Source organism: Shinella sp. JR1-6 (assembly GCF_004284735.1).
Classification (GTDB): domain Bacteria; phylum Pseudomonadota; class Alphaproteobacteria; order Rhizobiales; family Rhizobiaceae; genus Shinella.
The window spans coordinates 11,795-25,502 of sequence record NZ_SHMI01000041.1 but is presented as its reverse complement, the minus strand read 5'-3'; the positions used below and the strand labels follow the sequence as shown (position 1 = coordinate 25,502).

General features: G+C 60.6%; 25 protein-coding genes and 1 pseudogene. All 26 read left to right on the top strand.

Annotated features, from left to right (window positions below; all coding sequences use genetic code 11):
* Positions 1 to 76, top strand: a pseudogene (locus EXZ48_RS31650) (elongation factor Tu); the annotation flags it as partial.
* Positions 77 to 265: 189 nt separating this feature from the next.
* Complete coding sequence (gene rpsJ, locus EXZ48_RS31645; protein ID WP_003507767.1) at positions 266 to 574, top strand: 30S ribosomal protein S10; 309 nt, start codon at positions 266 to 268, stop codon at positions 572 to 574.
* A 159-nt stretch (positions 575 to 733) separates the two neighbouring features.
* Complete coding sequence (gene rplC / locus EXZ48_RS31640) at positions 734 to 1,417, top strand: 50S ribosomal protein L3 (protein WP_024270438.1); 684 nt, start codon at positions 734 to 736, stop codon at positions 1,415 to 1,417.
* Positions 1,418 to 1,429: 12 nt separating this feature from the next.
* Positions 1,430 to 2,050, top strand: coding sequence for a 50S ribosomal protein L4 (gene rplD, locus EXZ48_RS31635; protein WP_024270439.1), 621 nt, complete (start codon positions 1,430 to 1,432; stop codon positions 2,048 to 2,050).
* Entirely contained in the window at positions 2,047 to 2,340 is a 294-nt protein-coding gene (locus tag EXZ48_RS31630; RefSeq protein WP_023517274.1) for a 50S ribosomal protein L23, read from the top strand. The genes rplD and EXZ48_RS31630 overlap by 4 nt, the downstream gene beginning before the upstream one ends.
* Positions 2,341 to 2,371: 31 nt before the next feature.
* Positions 2,372 to 3,208 carry a 50S ribosomal protein L2 gene (rplB, locus tag EXZ48_RS31625; RefSeq protein ID WP_023517273.1) on the top strand — a complete coding sequence of 279 codons (837 nt, stop codon included), beginning with the start codon at positions 2,372 to 2,374 and terminating at the stop codon, positions 3,206 to 3,208.
* A gap of 16 nt (positions 3,209 to 3,224) precedes the next feature.
* Positions 3,225 to 3,503, top strand: coding sequence for a 30S ribosomal protein S19 (gene rpsS / locus EXZ48_RS31620; protein ID WP_023517272.1), 279 nt, complete (start codon positions 3,225 to 3,227; stop codon positions 3,501 to 3,503).
* Between the two features lie 2 nt (positions 3,504 to 3,505).
* On the top strand, positions 3,506 to 3,895 hold the full coding sequence (rplV, locus tag EXZ48_RS31615) for a 50S ribosomal protein L22 (protein ID WP_023514179.1): 390 nt from the start codon (positions 3,506 to 3,508) through the stop codon (positions 3,893 to 3,895).
* Positions 3,895 to 4,623 carry a 30S ribosomal protein S3 gene (rpsC, locus tag EXZ48_RS31610; RefSeq protein ID WP_023514178.1) on the top strand — a complete coding sequence of 243 codons (729 nt, stop codon included), beginning with the start codon at positions 3,895 to 3,897 and terminating at the stop codon, positions 4,621 to 4,623. The genes rplV and rpsC overlap by 1 nt, the downstream gene beginning before the upstream one ends.
* Before the next feature lie 38 nt (positions 4,624 to 4,661).
* Positions 4,662 to 5,075 carry a 50S ribosomal protein L16 gene (gene rplP, locus EXZ48_RS31605; RefSeq protein WP_024270440.1) on the top strand — a complete coding sequence of 138 codons (414 nt, stop codon included), beginning with the start codon at positions 4,662 to 4,664 and terminating at the stop codon, positions 5,073 to 5,075.
* 12 nt (positions 5,076 to 5,087) lie between these two features.
* The gene (gene rpmC, locus EXZ48_RS31600; RefSeq protein WP_024270441.1) at positions 5,088 to 5,288 is read left to right on the top strand and encodes a 50S ribosomal protein L29; all 201 of its coding nucleotides are present in this window, start codon (positions 5,088 to 5,090) and stop codon (positions 5,286 to 5,288) included.
* 12 nt (positions 5,289 to 5,300) lie between these two features.
* Positions 5,301 to 5,537 (top strand): 30S ribosomal protein S17, encoded by a 237-nt coding sequence (gene rpsQ / locus EXZ48_RS31595; protein WP_024270442.1) that lies wholly within the window; start codon positions 5,301 to 5,303, stop codon positions 5,535 to 5,537.
* 236 nt (positions 5,538 to 5,773) lie between these two features.
* Positions 5,774 to 6,142 (top strand): 50S ribosomal protein L14, encoded by a 369-nt coding sequence (rplN, locus tag EXZ48_RS31590; protein WP_018328276.1) that lies wholly within the window; start codon positions 5,774 to 5,776, stop codon positions 6,140 to 6,142.
* 12 nt (positions 6,143 to 6,154) lie between these two features.
* Entirely contained in the window at positions 6,155 to 6,466 is a 312-nt protein-coding gene (gene rplX / locus EXZ48_RS31585; RefSeq protein ID WP_024270443.1) for a 50S ribosomal protein L24, read from the top strand.
* Entirely contained in the window at positions 6,459 to 7,016 is a 558-nt protein-coding gene (rplE, locus tag EXZ48_RS31580) for a 50S ribosomal protein L5 (RefSeq protein WP_023517484.1), read from the top strand. Before rplX ends, rplE begins: the two co-directional genes overlap by 8 nt.
* A 36-nt stretch (positions 7,017 to 7,052) precedes the next feature.
* Entirely contained in the window at positions 7,053 to 7,358 is a 306-nt protein-coding gene (gene rpsN / locus EXZ48_RS31575; protein ID WP_023517483.1) for a 30S ribosomal protein S14, read from the top strand.
* A 12-nt stretch (positions 7,359 to 7,370) separates the two neighbouring features.
* A complete protein-coding gene (gene rpsH / locus EXZ48_RS31570) occupies positions 7,371 to 7,769 on the top strand; it encodes a 30S ribosomal protein S8 (protein WP_023517482.1) in 399 nt (132 codons plus the stop codon).
* 42 nt (positions 7,770 to 7,811) lie between these two features.
* Positions 7,812 to 8,345 carry a 50S ribosomal protein L6 gene (gene rplF, locus EXZ48_RS31565; RefSeq protein WP_024270444.1) on the top strand — a complete coding sequence of 178 codons (534 nt, stop codon included), beginning with the start codon at positions 7,812 to 7,814 and terminating at the stop codon, positions 8,343 to 8,345.
* A 12-nt stretch (positions 8,346 to 8,357) separates the two neighbouring features.
* Positions 8,358 to 8,720, top strand: coding sequence for a 50S ribosomal protein L18 (rplR, locus tag EXZ48_RS31560; protein WP_023515493.1), 363 nt, complete (start codon positions 8,358 to 8,360; stop codon positions 8,718 to 8,720).
* Between the two features lie 128 nt (positions 8,721 to 8,848).
* Complete coding sequence (gene rpsE, locus EXZ48_RS31555) at positions 8,849 to 9,415, top strand: 30S ribosomal protein S5 (RefSeq protein ID WP_023515494.1); 567 nt, start codon at positions 8,849 to 8,851, stop codon at positions 9,413 to 9,415.
* 13 nt (positions 9,416 to 9,428) lie between these two features.
* Positions 9,429 to 9,632, top strand: a complete 204-nt coding sequence (gene rpmD / locus EXZ48_RS31550; protein WP_023515495.1) for a 50S ribosomal protein L30 — start codon at positions 9,429 to 9,431, stop codon at positions 9,630 to 9,632.
* Positions 9,633 to 9,643: 11 nt separating this feature from the next.
* Positions 9,644 to 10,123: a 50S ribosomal protein L15 gene (gene rplO, locus EXZ48_RS31545; protein ID WP_023515496.1), complete on the top strand. Its 480-nt coding sequence runs from the start codon at positions 9,644 to 9,646 to the stop codon at positions 10,121 to 10,123.
* Between the two features lie 414 nt (positions 10,124 to 10,537).
* A complete protein-coding gene (secY, locus tag EXZ48_RS31540; RefSeq protein ID WP_024270445.1) occupies positions 10,538 to 11,878 on the top strand; it encodes a preprotein translocase subunit SecY in 1,341 nt (446 codons plus the stop codon).
* The gene (locus tag EXZ48_RS31535; RefSeq protein WP_024270446.1) at positions 11,875 to 12,459 is read left to right on the top strand and encodes an adenylate kinase; all 585 of its coding nucleotides are present in this window, start codon (positions 11,875 to 11,877) and stop codon (positions 12,457 to 12,459) included. Before secY ends, EXZ48_RS31535 begins: the two co-directional genes overlap by 4 nt.
* 228 nt (positions 12,460 to 12,687) lie before the next feature.
* The gene (gene rpsM, locus EXZ48_RS31530) at positions 12,688 to 13,056 is read left to right on the top strand and encodes a 30S ribosomal protein S13 (protein WP_024270447.1); all 369 of its coding nucleotides are present in this window, start codon (positions 12,688 to 12,690) and stop codon (positions 13,054 to 13,056) included.
* 248 nt (positions 13,057 to 13,304) lie between these two features.
* A complete protein-coding gene (gene rpsK / locus EXZ48_RS31525; RefSeq protein ID WP_023513823.1) occupies positions 13,305 to 13,694 on the top strand; it encodes a 30S ribosomal protein S11 in 390 nt (129 codons plus the stop codon).
* Positions 13,695 to 13,708: the final 14 nt, after the last annotated feature.

Genomic DNA, 13,708 nt, shown 5'->3' with positions numbered 1-13,708 from the left:
AGAAAAGCTGCGCTTCGCAATCCGCGAAGGCGGCCGTACCGTCGGCGCCGGCATCGTTGCCTCGATCGTCGAGTAAGACTTAAGGCTTCAAGCCGCTGAAATAGGAAGGGCAGGATGTCATCCTGCCCCTCCGGTCTTTGAAAATTTAGCGGACTGGCCTTTCGGCAATTGTATTTTCGCGTGCGTTCCGTTATGGGAACCGCCAGAATCAAAAACGCGCATTTCCCAAGAGAATCGCGCGAGTAACGAACTAAGGAAAAGTCGTATGAACGGCCAGAACATCCGCATCCGCCTCAAGGCGTTTGACCACCGGATCCTTGATGCCTCCACGCGTGAAATCGTGTCGACGGCAAAGCGCACCGGCGCAAGCGTCCGCGGCCCCGTTCCGCTCCCGACCCGTATTGAAAAGTTCACTGTCAACCGTTCGCCCCACGTGGACAAGAAGAGCCGTGAACAGTTCGAGATGCGCACGCACAAGCGCCTGCTCGACATCGTAGATCCGACGCCGCAGACCGTTGATGCTCTCATGAAGCTCGACCTCGCGGCCGGTGTAGACGTAGAGATCAAGCTCTAAGTCCGGCGCAAGCCGAAATAACAAGGAAGGTACGTGGCATTAAGCCGACGTCTTCTAAAAACGGGAAACCCGACGGCCGCAAGGCTCGAGTGGAATCCTTAAACCAAGAGGCATGACGGGACGTCACGATCCCGCCAGGACTTCTAAGAGGATTGAACCATGCGTTCAGGTGTGATTGCACAGAAAGTAGGGATGACTCGCGTCTATAATGACGCAGGTGAGCACATCCCTGTAACAGTATTGCGACTGGACAACGTCCAGGTCGTTGCCCAGCGTACGCAGGACAAGAACGGCTACACGGCCGTCCAGCTCGGCGCCGGCTCTTCCAAGGTGAAGAACACGGCAAAGGCGCTCCGCGGCCAGTTCGCCGCTGCAAGCGTCGAGCCGAAGGCCAAGCTCGTCGAATTCCGCGTTTCGGAAGACAACCTCATCGAAATCGGCGCGGAACTGACCGCGAGCCATTTCGTCGCCGGCCAGCTCGTCGACGTTACCGGCACCACGATCGGTAAGGGTTTTGCCGGTGCCATGAAGCGCCATAACTTCGGCGGTCTTCGTGCAACGCACGGCGTTTCCGTTTCGCACCGTTCGCACGGTTCGACCGGTAACAACCAGGACCCGGGCAAGGTCTGGAAGGGTAAGCGCATGGCTGGTCACATGGGCCAGACGCGCGTCACCACCCAGAACCTCGAAGTCGTCTCCACCGACGAAGAACGCGGTCTCATCCTCGTCAAGGGCGCAGTCCCGGGCTCCAAGGGCGCCTGGATCGTCGTTCGTGACGCCGTCAAGTCCGGCACCCCGTCCGACGCGCCGCGTCCGGCCGCCGTGCGCGCCGCAGCCAAGTAAGGGAGCCTGATCATGGATCTCAAAGTCACGACCCTCGACGGGAAGGACGCCGGCAAGGTCTCTCTTTCCGACGCGATCTTCGGCCTCGAGCCGCGCGAAGACATCATTGCCCGCGTCATCCGCTGGCAGCTCGCCAAGAAGCAGCAGGGCACGCACCAGTCGCTGACGCGCGGCGAAGTGTCCCGCACCGGCTCCAAGATGTACAAGCAGAAGGGTACGGGCCGCGCTCGTCACCATTCGGCGCGCGCTCCGCAGTTCCGCGGCGGTGCCAAGGCTCACGGCCCGGTATCCCGCAGCCACGCTCACGACCTGCCCAAGCAGGTTCGCGCGCTCGGCCTGCGTCACGCCCTCTCGGCCAAGATCAAGGCTGACGACGTCATCATCGTTGACGACCTCGTTGCCGCAGAAGCAAAGACGAAGGCTCTGGCCGGCGCGTTCGCTTCGCTCGGCCTCACCAATGCCCTCTTCATCGGCGGCGCAGAACTTGACGGCAACTTCAAGCTCGCAGCCCGCAACATCCCGAACGTGGATGTGCTTCCGATCCAGGGTATCAATGTTTACGACATCCTGCGCCGCGGCAAGCTCGTGCTCTCCAAGGCTGCTGTAGAAGCCCTCGAGGAGCGGTTCAAATGACGGATCTTCGCCACTACGATGTGATCGTATCCCCCTCGATCACCGAAAAGTCGACGCTGGTCTCCGAAAACAACCAGATCGTCTTCAACGTTGCCAAGCGCGCTTCCAAGCCTGAAATCAAGGCTGCTGTGGAAGCTCTCTTCGGCGTCAAGGTCACGGCTGTGAACACGCTCGTCCGCAAGGGCAAGATCAAGCGTTTCCGCGGCTTCGCCGGCCGGCAGGGAGATGTCAAGAAGGCTATCGTCACGCTCGCTGACGGTCAGTCCATCGACGTCTCCACCGGGCTCTAATCGGGCAGTCGGCTAAAGAGGAAACAAGAAAATGGCATTGAAACACTTCAATCCGACCACTCCGAGCCAGCGCCAGCTGGTCATCGTCGACCGGTCGGGCCTTTACAAGGGCAAGCCCGTCAAGGCTCTGACCGAAGGTCTCTCCAAGAGCGGCGGTCGTAACAACCTTGGTCGCATCACGGCCCGCTTCATCGGCGGTGGTCACAAGCGCACCTACCGTCTCATCGACTTCAAGCGTCGCAAGTTCGACGTCGAAGGCACGGTCGAGCGTCTGGAATACGACCCGAACCGTACGGCGTTCATCGCTCTGGTGAGCTATGCCGACGGCGAGCAGGCCTATATCCTGGCCCCGCAGCGCCTGGCAGCCGGCGACAAGGTCATCGCCTCCAACAAGGCTGTTGACGTAAAGCCCGGCAACACCATGCCGCTGCAGTACGTTCCGGTTGGTTCGATCGTTCACAACGTCGAAATGAAGCCGGGCAAGGGCGGCCAGATCGCCCGCTCCGCCGGCACCTTCGTTCAGCTGGTCGGCCGCGATCAGGGCATGGCGATCCTTCGCCTGAACTCGGGCGAGCAGCGCCTGGTTCACTCGTCCTGCCTCGCAACGGTCGGCGCCGTTTCCAACCCGGATCACGGCAACATCAACGACGGTAAGGCTGGTCGTACGCGCTGGCGTGGCAAGACCCCGCACAACCGCGGTGTCGTCATGAACCCCGTCGACCACCCGCACGGTGGTGGTGAAGGCCGCACCTCTGGTGGTCGTCACCCGGTTTCCCCGTGGGGCAAGCCCACCAAGGGCAAGCGCACCCGCTCGAACAAGTCGACCGACAAGTTCATCATGCGCTCGCGCCACTTGAAGAAGAAGTAAGAGAGGTTAGTCAGAAATGGCTCGTTCAGTATGGAAAGGCCCGTTTGTTGACGGCTATCTTCTCAAGAAGGCTGAGAAGGTTCGTGAAGGCGGTCGCAGCGAAGTTATCAAGATCTGGAGCCGTCGCTCCACGATCCTGCCGCAGTTCGTTGGTCTGACTTTCGGCGTCTACAACGGCAGCAAGCACATCCCGGTGGCCGTCAACGAAGACATGGTTGGCCACAAGTTTGGTGAATTCGCTCCGACCCGGACCTACTACGGTCACGGCGCGGACAAGAAGGCGAAGAGGAAGTAACGATGGGTAAGGCTAAAGCCGAACGTCGGCTGAAGGATAACGAGGCGCAGGCTATCGCGCGCACGATCCGCGTCAGCCCCCAGAAGCTCAACCTGCTTGCTGCGCTCATCCGCGGCAAGAAGGTCGACCGGGCTCTCGCCGAGCTTGAGTTCTCGCGCAAGCGTAGCGCCGAGACCGTCAAGAAGACGCTCGAGTCTGCGATCGCCAACGCAGAAAACAACCACGACCTCGACGTTGACTCGCTCATCGTCGCTGAGGCGTATGTCGGCAAGTCGATTGTCATGAAGCGCTTTGCCGCTCGTGGCCGCGGCCGCGCATCGCGGATCGAGAAGCCTTTCTCGCATCTGACGATCGTCGTCCGTGAAGTCGAAGCCAAAGGGGAGGCCGCATAATGGGCCAGAAGATTAATCCGATCGGTTTCCGCCTCGGCATTAACCGTACCTGGGACAGCCGTTGGTTCGCCGACAACGCCGAATACGGCCAGCTGCTCCACGAAGACCTGAAGATCCGCGCTTTCGTCATGGAAGAGCTGAAGCAGGCCGGTATCGCCAAGGTGGTCATCGAGCGCCCGCACAAGAAGTGCCGCGTCACGATCCACTCGGCTCGCCCGGGTCTGATCATCGGCAAGAAGGGTGCGGACATCGAGAAGCTTCGCAAGAAGCTCGCTTCGATGACGAACTCCGAAACGCACCTCAACATCGTTGAAGTGCGCAAGCCGGAAGTCGACGCAACCCTCGTTGCCCAGTCGATCGCCCAGCAGCTCGAGCGCCGCGTGGCTTTCCGCCGTGCGATGAAGCGCGCTGTTCAGTCGGCCATGCGTCTTGGCGCCGAAGGCATCAAGATCACCTGCGCTGGCCGTCTCGGCGGTGCGGAAATCGCCCGTACGGAATGGTACCGCGAAGGTCGCGTTCCGCTTCACACGCTGCGTGCAGACATCGACTACGGTACGGCTGAAGCCGAAACCGCATTCGGCATCTGCGGCATCAAGGTCTGGATCTTCAAGGGTGAAATCCTTGAGCACGACCCGATGGCCTCTGAGCGTCGCGCCAGCGAAAGTGACAGCCAGGGCCCCGCAAGCCGCGATCGCGATCGTGGCGACCGCCGTCGTGAAAACGCGTAACAGTCGCGTTTGGCAGCCAATATCGGAGAAGTAAAAAAATGTTGCAGCCAAAGCGTACCAAGTACCGCAAGCAGTTCAAGGGACGCATCAAGGGCGTCGCCAAGGGCGGCTCCGAGCTCGCCTTCGGCGAGTTCGGCTTGAAGGCTCAGGAACCGAACCGCGTGAACGCACGCGAGATCGAAGCGGCCCGCCGCGCGATCACCCGCTACATGAAGCGTGCCGGCCGCGTGTGGATCCGCGTGTTCCCCGACGTTCCGGTCACCGCGAAGCCCACGGAAGTCCGCATGGGTAAGGGTAAGGGTTCGGTCGAATACTGGGCAGCCAAGGTCAAGCCTGGCCGTATGATGTTCGAGATCGACGGTGTTTCCGAGGAAATCGCGCGTGAAGCGCTTCGCCTCGGCTCGGCCAAGCTCTCGGTCAAGACGCGCTTCGTACAGCGCATTGCAGAGTAAGGAGCGAGCGCCATGAAAGCCGCAGACGTCAAGGCGCTGAGCGCCGATCAGCTCAACGAAGAGCTTGCCAAGCTGAAGAAAGAGCAGTTCAACCTGCGCTTCCAGAAGGCCACCGGCCAGCTCGAGAAGACCTCGCGCATCAACGAAGTCCGCAAGGATATCGCGCGCGTCAAGACCATTGCCCGCCAGAAGGCGGCAGAAGCCAAGGCCTAAGGACCAAAAAATATGCCGAAACGCATTCTGCAGGGCACTGTTGTCAGCGACAAGAACGACAAGACCGTTGTCGTGCGCGTCGAACGCCGCTTTGCCCATCCCCTGCTTCAGAAGACCGTTCGCCGGTCCAAGAAGTACAAGGCGCATGACGAAACCAACCAGTACAAGGTCGGCGACGTCGTTTCCATCCAGGAATGCGCCCCGATTTCCAAGGACAAGCGCTGGACCGTCGTATCGGCCCACGCTTAATAATACCGGATTTTGCGCCGAGCCCTTGTGTTTGGCGCAAAACTCTGTATGAAGCAGCGCAAGGACGCTCGGAATCACGAGCGTTCTTTTGCTTTGAGCGCACGGAAGGTCCATCGGTTCGCCGACGTGGAAACCACCCTGGCAAACGACCATCCCGCGCGAAAACATGAATTTCCATAAGCTGGAACAGGGGGCTAACACCCAACCGGTCCGGTAAAACAAGAAGGCGACCTGACATGATTCAGATGCAGACTAACCTCGACGTCGCGGATAATTCCGGCGCACGTCGTGTCATGTGCATCAAGGTGCTGGGCGGCTCCAAGCGCAAGTACGCTTCGGTCGGCGACATTATCGTCGTCTCGATCAAGGAAGCGATCCCGCGCGGCCGCGTGAAGAAGGGTGACGTGATGAAGGCGGTCGTCGTGCGCACCGCCAAGGACATCCGCCGCCCCGATGGCAGCGTCATTCGTTTTGACAACAACGCAGCCGTCCTGATCGACAACAAGAAAGAGCCGATCGGCACCCGTATCTTCGGACCGGTTCCGCGCGAACTTCGCGCCAAGAACCACATGAAGATCATCTCGCTGGCTCCGGAAGTACTGTAAGGAGCGATGGCTATGCAAAAGATTCGTAAGGGCGACAAGGTCGTCGTGCTCACCGGCAAGGACAAGGGCCGTACCGGTGAAGTTGTACAGGTCATGCCGAAGGAAGACCGTGCGGTCGTCAAGGGTATCAACCTGGTGAAGCGTCACCAGCGCCAGACCCAGACCCAGGAAGCCGGCATCATCACCAAGGAAGCTTCGATCCATCTGTCGAACATCGCGATCGCCGATCCCAAGGACGGCAAGCCGACCCGCGTCGGTTTCAAGGTCGAAGGCGACAAGAAGGTTCGTGTAGCAAAGCGTTCGGGAGTGTCGATCGATGGCTGACACCAAGTATGAGCCGCGCCTCAAGAAGGAATACGTCGAGCGTATCCGCAAGGCGCTTCAGGAGCAGTTCTCCTTCGCCAACGAGATGCAGATCCCGCGCCTCGACAAGGTCGTCATCAACATGGGTGTTGGCGAATCGACGGGCGACTCGAAGAAGCCGACCGTAGCGGCCGGCGACCTCGCAGCGATTGCCGGCCAGAAGCCGGTCATCACGCGCGCCCGCAACTCCATCGCCGGCTTCAAGCTGCGCGAAGGCATGCCGATCGGCGCGAAGGTCACCCTGCGCGGCGCGCGCATGTATGAATTTCTGGATCGCCTCGTGAACATCGCGCTGCCCCGCGTACGCGACTTCCGTGGTCTGAACCCGAAGTCCTTCGATGGCCGTGGCAACTTCGCCATGGGTATCAAGGAGCACATTGTGTTCCCGGAGATCAACTACGACAAGGTTGATCAGATGTGGGGCATGGACATCATCGTTTGCACGACGGCAAAGACGGACGACGAAGCACGGGCTCTTCTGAAAGAGTTCAACTTCCCGTTCCGCGCCTGACCGTAACGACAAGCGTAAAGAAGGATAACAACTGTTATGGCTAAAACCAGCGCAGTCGAGAAGAACAACCGCCGCCGCAAGCTGGTCGCCGCCCAGGCGTCCAAGCGTGCCGCTCTCAAGGCGATCATCCAGAACCAGTCTCTTCCCATCGAAGAGCGCTTCAAGGCGACCCTGAAGCTTGCCGAACTGCCGCGCAATGGCTCCAAGACCCGCATCCGCAACCGGTGCGAAGTCACGGGCCGTCCGCGCGCTTTCTATCGCAAACTCAAGATGTCGCGTATTGCGCTTCGCGAACTGGGCAATCTCGGCAAGGTGCCGGGCATCGTCAAGTCGAGCTGGTAAGGAGACGGGCACATGGCAATGACTGATCCCTTGGGCGATATGCTCACCCGTATCCGCAACGGCGCCGCACGCCGCAAGTCCAGCGTTTCGACGCCGGCTTCCAAGCTGCGCGCCCGCGTTCTGGACGTCCTTCAGTCCGAAGGTTACATCCGCGGATATTCGGAAGTCGAATTCGGCAACGGCAAGTCCGAGCTGAACATCGAACTCAAGTACTACGAAGGCGCGTCCGTGATCCGCAAGATCGACCGCGTCTCCAAGCCGGGCCGCCGGGTCTATGTCTCGGTAAAGTCCATTCCGCAGGTCGCGAACGGCCTCGGCATCACCATCCTTTCGACCCCGAAGGGCGTGATGGCCGATCACCAGGCACGCGAACAGAACGTTGGTGGCGAGATCCTTTGCTCGGTCTTCTAAGACTGGGCAAGGAACTCCATAACGAACAGACAGGATAAAACAATGTCTCGTATCGGTAAGAAGCCCGTTCAGGTTCCCGCTGGTGTCACCGCGACCGTCGATGGTCAGAAGGTCACCGCAAAGGGCCCGAAGGGCGAACTGTTCTTCGTCGCAAACGACGAAGTTTCGGTAAAGCTCGAAGACAACGCCGTTGTCGTTCAGCCGGTCAACGATAGCAAGGATGCTCGCTCCAAGTGGGGCATGTCCCGCACGATGGTCGAGAACATCTTCAAGGGCGTCAAGGACGGCTACGAGCGCAAGCTCGAAATCAACGGCGTCGGTTACCGCGCGTCGCTGCAGGGCAAGAACCTGCAGCTGGCACTCGGCTTCAGCCATGACGTCGTCTACCAGACGCCGGAAGGCATCTCGATCGCTGTTCCGAAGCCGACGGAAATCATCATTTCCGGCATCAACAAGCAGCAGGTCGGTCAGGTCGCCGCGGAAATCCGCGAATACCGTGGCCCCGAGCCCTACAAGGGCAAGGGCGTCAAGTATGCCGAAGAGCGGATTGTCCGCAAAGAAGGCAAGAAGAAGTAAGGATCACGCGAAATGGCTAGCAGGAAAGAAGCTCTCCAGCGCCGCGCCAACCGCGTGCGCCGTTCCATCAAGGCGGTCGCCAATGGCCGTCCGCGCCTGTCTGTTCATCGCTCGTCGAAGAACATCTACGTACAGGTCATCGACGACGTGGCCGGCACGACGCTTGCGTCCGCCTCCACGCTCGACACCGATCTGCGCTCGTCCTTGAAGACGGGCGCCGACACGGCAGCTGCCGCTGCCGTCGGCAAGCTCATTGCTGAGCGCGCCGTCAAGGCAGGCGTCAAGGAAGTCGTTTTTGACCGTGGCGCCTTCATCTATCACGGCCGCATCAAGGCTCTCGCCGAAGCGGCCCGTGAAGGTGGTCTGAACTTCTGATCATTCGGCCGGGCGCGTCGAAGCGCCCCGCCGATCCTCAGCAGGGTATCGGTCGCTTCCATTGCTGAAATGGGGGCGACTTTCGTCAATCTGCCGATTGCACCCGGAAAAGAAAAAGGAAAAGGACAATGGCACAGGAAAAGCGCGGTCGCGATGACCGCCAGAACCGCGAAGAGCGCGACAGCGAGTTTGTCGACAAGCTCGTCGCGATCAACCGCGTCGCGAAGGTCGTCAAGGGCGGCCGTCGTTTCGGTTTCGCAGCTCTCGTCGTCGTCGGCGACCAGAAGGGCCGCGTCGGCTTCGGCCACGGCAAGGCACGTGAAGTTCCGGAAGCAATCCGGAAGGCCACCGAAGCCGCCAAGCGCGACCTCATCTTCGTTCCGCTGCGCTCCGGCCGCACGCTGCACCACGACGTGCACGGCCGCCACGGCGCCGGCAAGGTTCTGCTTCGTTCGGCCAAGGCCGGTACCGGTATCATCGCCGGTGGTCCGATGCGCGCCGTTTTCGAAACGCTTGGCGTCCATGACGTCGTAGCGAAGTCGACCGGCTCCTCGAACCCGTACAACATGATCCGTGCGACGTTCGACGCTCTCAAGAGCCAGATGCACCCGAAGGACATCGCGGCACAGCGCGGCATGAAGTATGCCACGCTGCAGGCCCGTCGTGCGTCCGCCGGCGTCGCTTCCGAAGAATAAGGAGCTCTGAGCCATGGCTAAGAAAGAAACCGCAAAGAAGACGGTGACTGTCGAGCAGATCGGCAGCCCCATCCGCCGTCCGGCCGTTCAGCGCGCAACGCTGGTCGGTCTGGGCCTCAACAAGATGCACCGGGTTCGCACGCTGGAAGACACTCCGTCTGTCCGCGGCATGATCCGTGCCGTCCAGCACCTCGTTCGCGTCGTCGAAGAGAAGTGAGGGGATAGATCATGAAACTCAACGAAATCAAGGACAACGAAGGCTCTTCGAAGAACCGCAAGCGCGTCGGTCGCGGTATCGGTTCCGGCAAGGGCAAGACCGGTGGTCGCGGTGTCAAGGGTCAGAAGGCTCGTTCGGGCGTCGCCATCAACGGCTTCGAAGGCGGTCAGATGCCCATCTACCGTCGCCTGCCGAAGCGCGGCTTCAACAACATCTTCGCATCCGACTTCGTCATCGTTTCCCTGGAGCGCATCCAGAAGGCAATCGATGCCGGCAAGCTCGATGCCAAGGCGACCGTTGATGCAGCGGCCCTCAAGGCTGCCGGCGTCATCCGCCGCGAAAAGGACGGCGTGCGCATCCTCGCCGACGGCGAATTCAAGGCCAAGGTGGCCTTCGAAGTCGCCGGTGCCTCCAAGCCGGCGATCGAGAAGATCGAAAAGGCTGGCGGCTCGATCAAGCTGCTCTCGGCCGCTGCGGAAGCTGCCGAATAATTCGACAAAATTATCGCCCGGTGTGCTTCACACCGGGCGATTTTGCTCCCATATGTGAGCCTCACGACGATGGCCGGGATTCTCTTCCCCGCCGTTGCCCGAAAAGAAGCTGGAGCGACGCGTATCGTCTCAAGGTGCGCAAAGGTCGCGATAGTCTTTTGAATCTGCCACATAATTCCTGAGTTCACTTTCGATCTCAGGAATTATGTGGTGCGGTGAGGCCGGGATTGCTTGACAATCCGCGTTTCAACCGGTTTAGGCTCCATCCGCCCGCTTTGCTGCAACGGCAGAGGGGCAAGACGAATTTCAGCATGTGCCGTCGGTCCGAGGAGGGGCGAGGGGACGTGCCAACGGATCAGCCAATCCGGACCTGGCCGGGCTTACCGCCGCCGGATCGGCTTCGCGGAGAAATGCATGGCTTCGGCAGCGGAACAACTTGCCTCTAATCTCAACTTCTCGACCTTCTCGAAAGCAGAAGATCTGAAGAAGCGTCTCTGGTTCACGCTGGGCGCGCTGCTCGTCTATCGCCTCGGCACCTATATCCCGTTGCCGGGTCTCAACCCCGAAGCCTTCGCGCAGGCCTTCCGCGGCCAGGCGAGCGGCATTCTCGGCCTCTTCAACATGTTCTCCGGCGGCGCCGTCGAGCGCATGGCGATCTTCGCGCTCGGCATCATGCCGTATATTTCCGCCTCGATCATCGTGCAGCTGATGACCTCGGTCGTTCCGTCGCTGGAGCAGCTGAAGAAGGAAGGCGAGCAGGGCCGCAAGATCATCAATCAGTACACGCGCTACGGCACGGTGCTGCTCGGCACGCTGCAGGCCTATGGCATCGCCGTCGGCCTTGAGAGCGGGGCAGGGCTCGTCAACGATCCGGGCTGGTTCTTCCGCATCTCCACCGTCATCTCGCTGCTCGGTGGCACCATGTTCCTGATGTGGCTGGGTGAACAGATCACCTCGCGCGGCATCGGCAACGGCATTTCGCTGATCATCTTCGCCGGTATCGTTGCGGCCCTTCCGGGCGCGCTGGCTGGCACGCTCGAGCTCAGCCGCACCGGTGCGCTCTCGATCGGCGTCGTTATCGCCGTCGTGGTCATGGCCGTCGGCGTCATCGCGCTCATCGTCTTCGTCGAACGTGCCCAGCGCCGGCTTCTGATCCAGTATCCGAAGCGACAGGTCGGCAACCGCATGTTCCAGGGCGATACCTCGCACCTGCCGCTGAAGCTCAACACCGCGGGCGTCATTCCGGCGATCTTCGCCTCCTCGCTGCTGCTGCTGCCGGCAACGCTGGCCGGGTTCTCGAACACGTCTGAGCTGCCGTCCTGGGCAACGACGGTCATCGCCGCCCTCGGCCACGGCCAGCCGCTCTACATGCTGCTCTATGCGGGCATGATTGCCTTCTTCGCCTTCTTCTACACGGCCATCGTCTTCAATCCGAAGGACACGGCCGACAATCTGAAGAAGCATGGCGGGTTCATTCCGGGTATCCGCCCGGGCGAACGCACCGCCGAATATATCGATTACGTGCTGACCCGCATCACGGTCATCGGCGCGCTCTATCTTGTCTTCGTTTGTATCCTTCCCGAAATTCTCATCGCGCAGACCGGGGTCCCATTCTACCTTGGTGGTACGTCGCTTTTGATTGTTGTCAGCGTGACCTTGGATACTGTAGCACAGATACAGGGCCACCTGATTGCTCAGCAGTATGAGGGGCTGATCAAGAAGTCGAAGCTGCGTGGAGGTAAGAGGGGACGATGAGACTGATTTTTCTGGGACCGCCGGGCGCTGGCAAGGGGACACAGGCCAAGCTTCTGACGGAGAAGCACGGTATTCCGCAGCTCTCCACGGGTGACATGTTGCGGGCGGCTGTCGCCGCCGGCACGGATGTCGGCAAGCGCGCAAAGGCCGTCATGGATGCTGGCCAGCTCGTTTCCGACGCCATCGTCAACGAGATCGTGTCTGACCGAATCGATTCGGCCGACTGTGCCAAGGGCTTCATCCTTGATGGCTATCCGCGCACGGTTCCGCAGGCTGAGGCTCTCGACCAGATTCTCGCCGGCAAGGGCCTCTCGCTCGACGCCGTGATCGAGCTGAAGGTCGACGAGGATGCGCTGGTCAAGCGCATGGAGAATCGCGTGGCCGAGACGATCGCCGCGGGCGGCACGGTCCGTTCCGACGACAATCCGGAAGCCTTCAAGCGCCGCTTGACGGAATACCGCGAAAAGACTGCGCCGCTGTCGACCTACTACGCGTCGACCGGCAAGCTCCAGACGGTCGACGGCATGGCCAATGTCGACAAGGTGACGGCGGAGATCGCCGGAATCCTGGAGAACGCCTGAGATCAGGCGAAAAAGGATCGGCCGGGAGTTGACTTTTTCGGCCGATTCCCCTTATGACAGCGCCAACTCGCGACATACCATTGCGATCGGCGCGGATTTCACAAGAACGAAGTCCGGGTACGGTCGTTTTCGACATGTCCCGAACCTCAATTGAACAGCGGCCTTCCCGGTCGTATCGAATGAAGAAAACCACTTGCCGGATGGCAACTGGAAGCAAGGAGAACAGGCGTGGCACGTATCGCTGGCGTCAACATCCCGACCGCGAAGCGCGTAGTCATCGCGCTGACCTATATCCACGGGATCGGCCCGAAGTTTGCACAGGAAATCATCGAGAAGGTCGGTATTCCGTCCGATCGTCGCGTACACCAGCTGACGGACGCAGAAATCCTGCAGATCCGCGAAGCCATCGACCGTGACTACCAGGTCGAAGGTGACCTGCGTCGCGAAACCTCGATGAACATCAAGCGCCTCATGGACCTCGGTTGCTACCGCGGTCTGCGTCACCGTCGTGGCCTTCCGGTCCGCGGTCAGCGCACGCACACCAATGCCCGCACCCGCAAGGGCCCGGCAAAGGCCATCGCAGGCAAGAAAAAGTAATTTCCCGGAAACGGGGAGTGGGAGGCTGGCGCTTCGCGCCGGCCTCTTTTGAGTTTCGAGCGGGACCTTGCTTTTCATTGAGGTCGAGGCCCCGGTCGGTGGAGCTGCTGGTATTACGGCAGTGACGATATCGCCGCACGCGATGCCTTTGGGCCGGGTGCAAATTTTATTCAGGGCCAAGGGTTTCGACCCGGCCCGGTGGAGCCGCTGGAACTACGGCGGTGTCGAGATCAACGAAAGGACTACCCATGGCCAAGGAAGCCGCACGCGTCCGCCGTCGCGAACGCAAGAACATCACCTCGGGTGTTGCTCACGTCAATTCTTCGTTCAACAACACGATGATCACCATCACCGACGCACAGGGCAACGCCATTGCCTGGTCGTCGGCCGGTGCAAAGGGCTTCAAGGGTTCGCGCAAGTCGACCCCGTTTGCCGCCCAGATCGCTGCTGAAGACTGCGCCAAGAAGGCCCAGGAACACGGCATGAAGTCGCTGGAAGTCGAAGTCTGCGGTCCGGGTTCCGGCCGCGAATCGGCTCTGCGCGCCCTCCAGGCTGCCGGCTTCATGATCACGTCCATCCGCGACGTGACCCCGATCCCGCACAACGGTTGCCGCCCGCGCAAGAAGCGTCGCGTCTGATCACCGCATTCGAA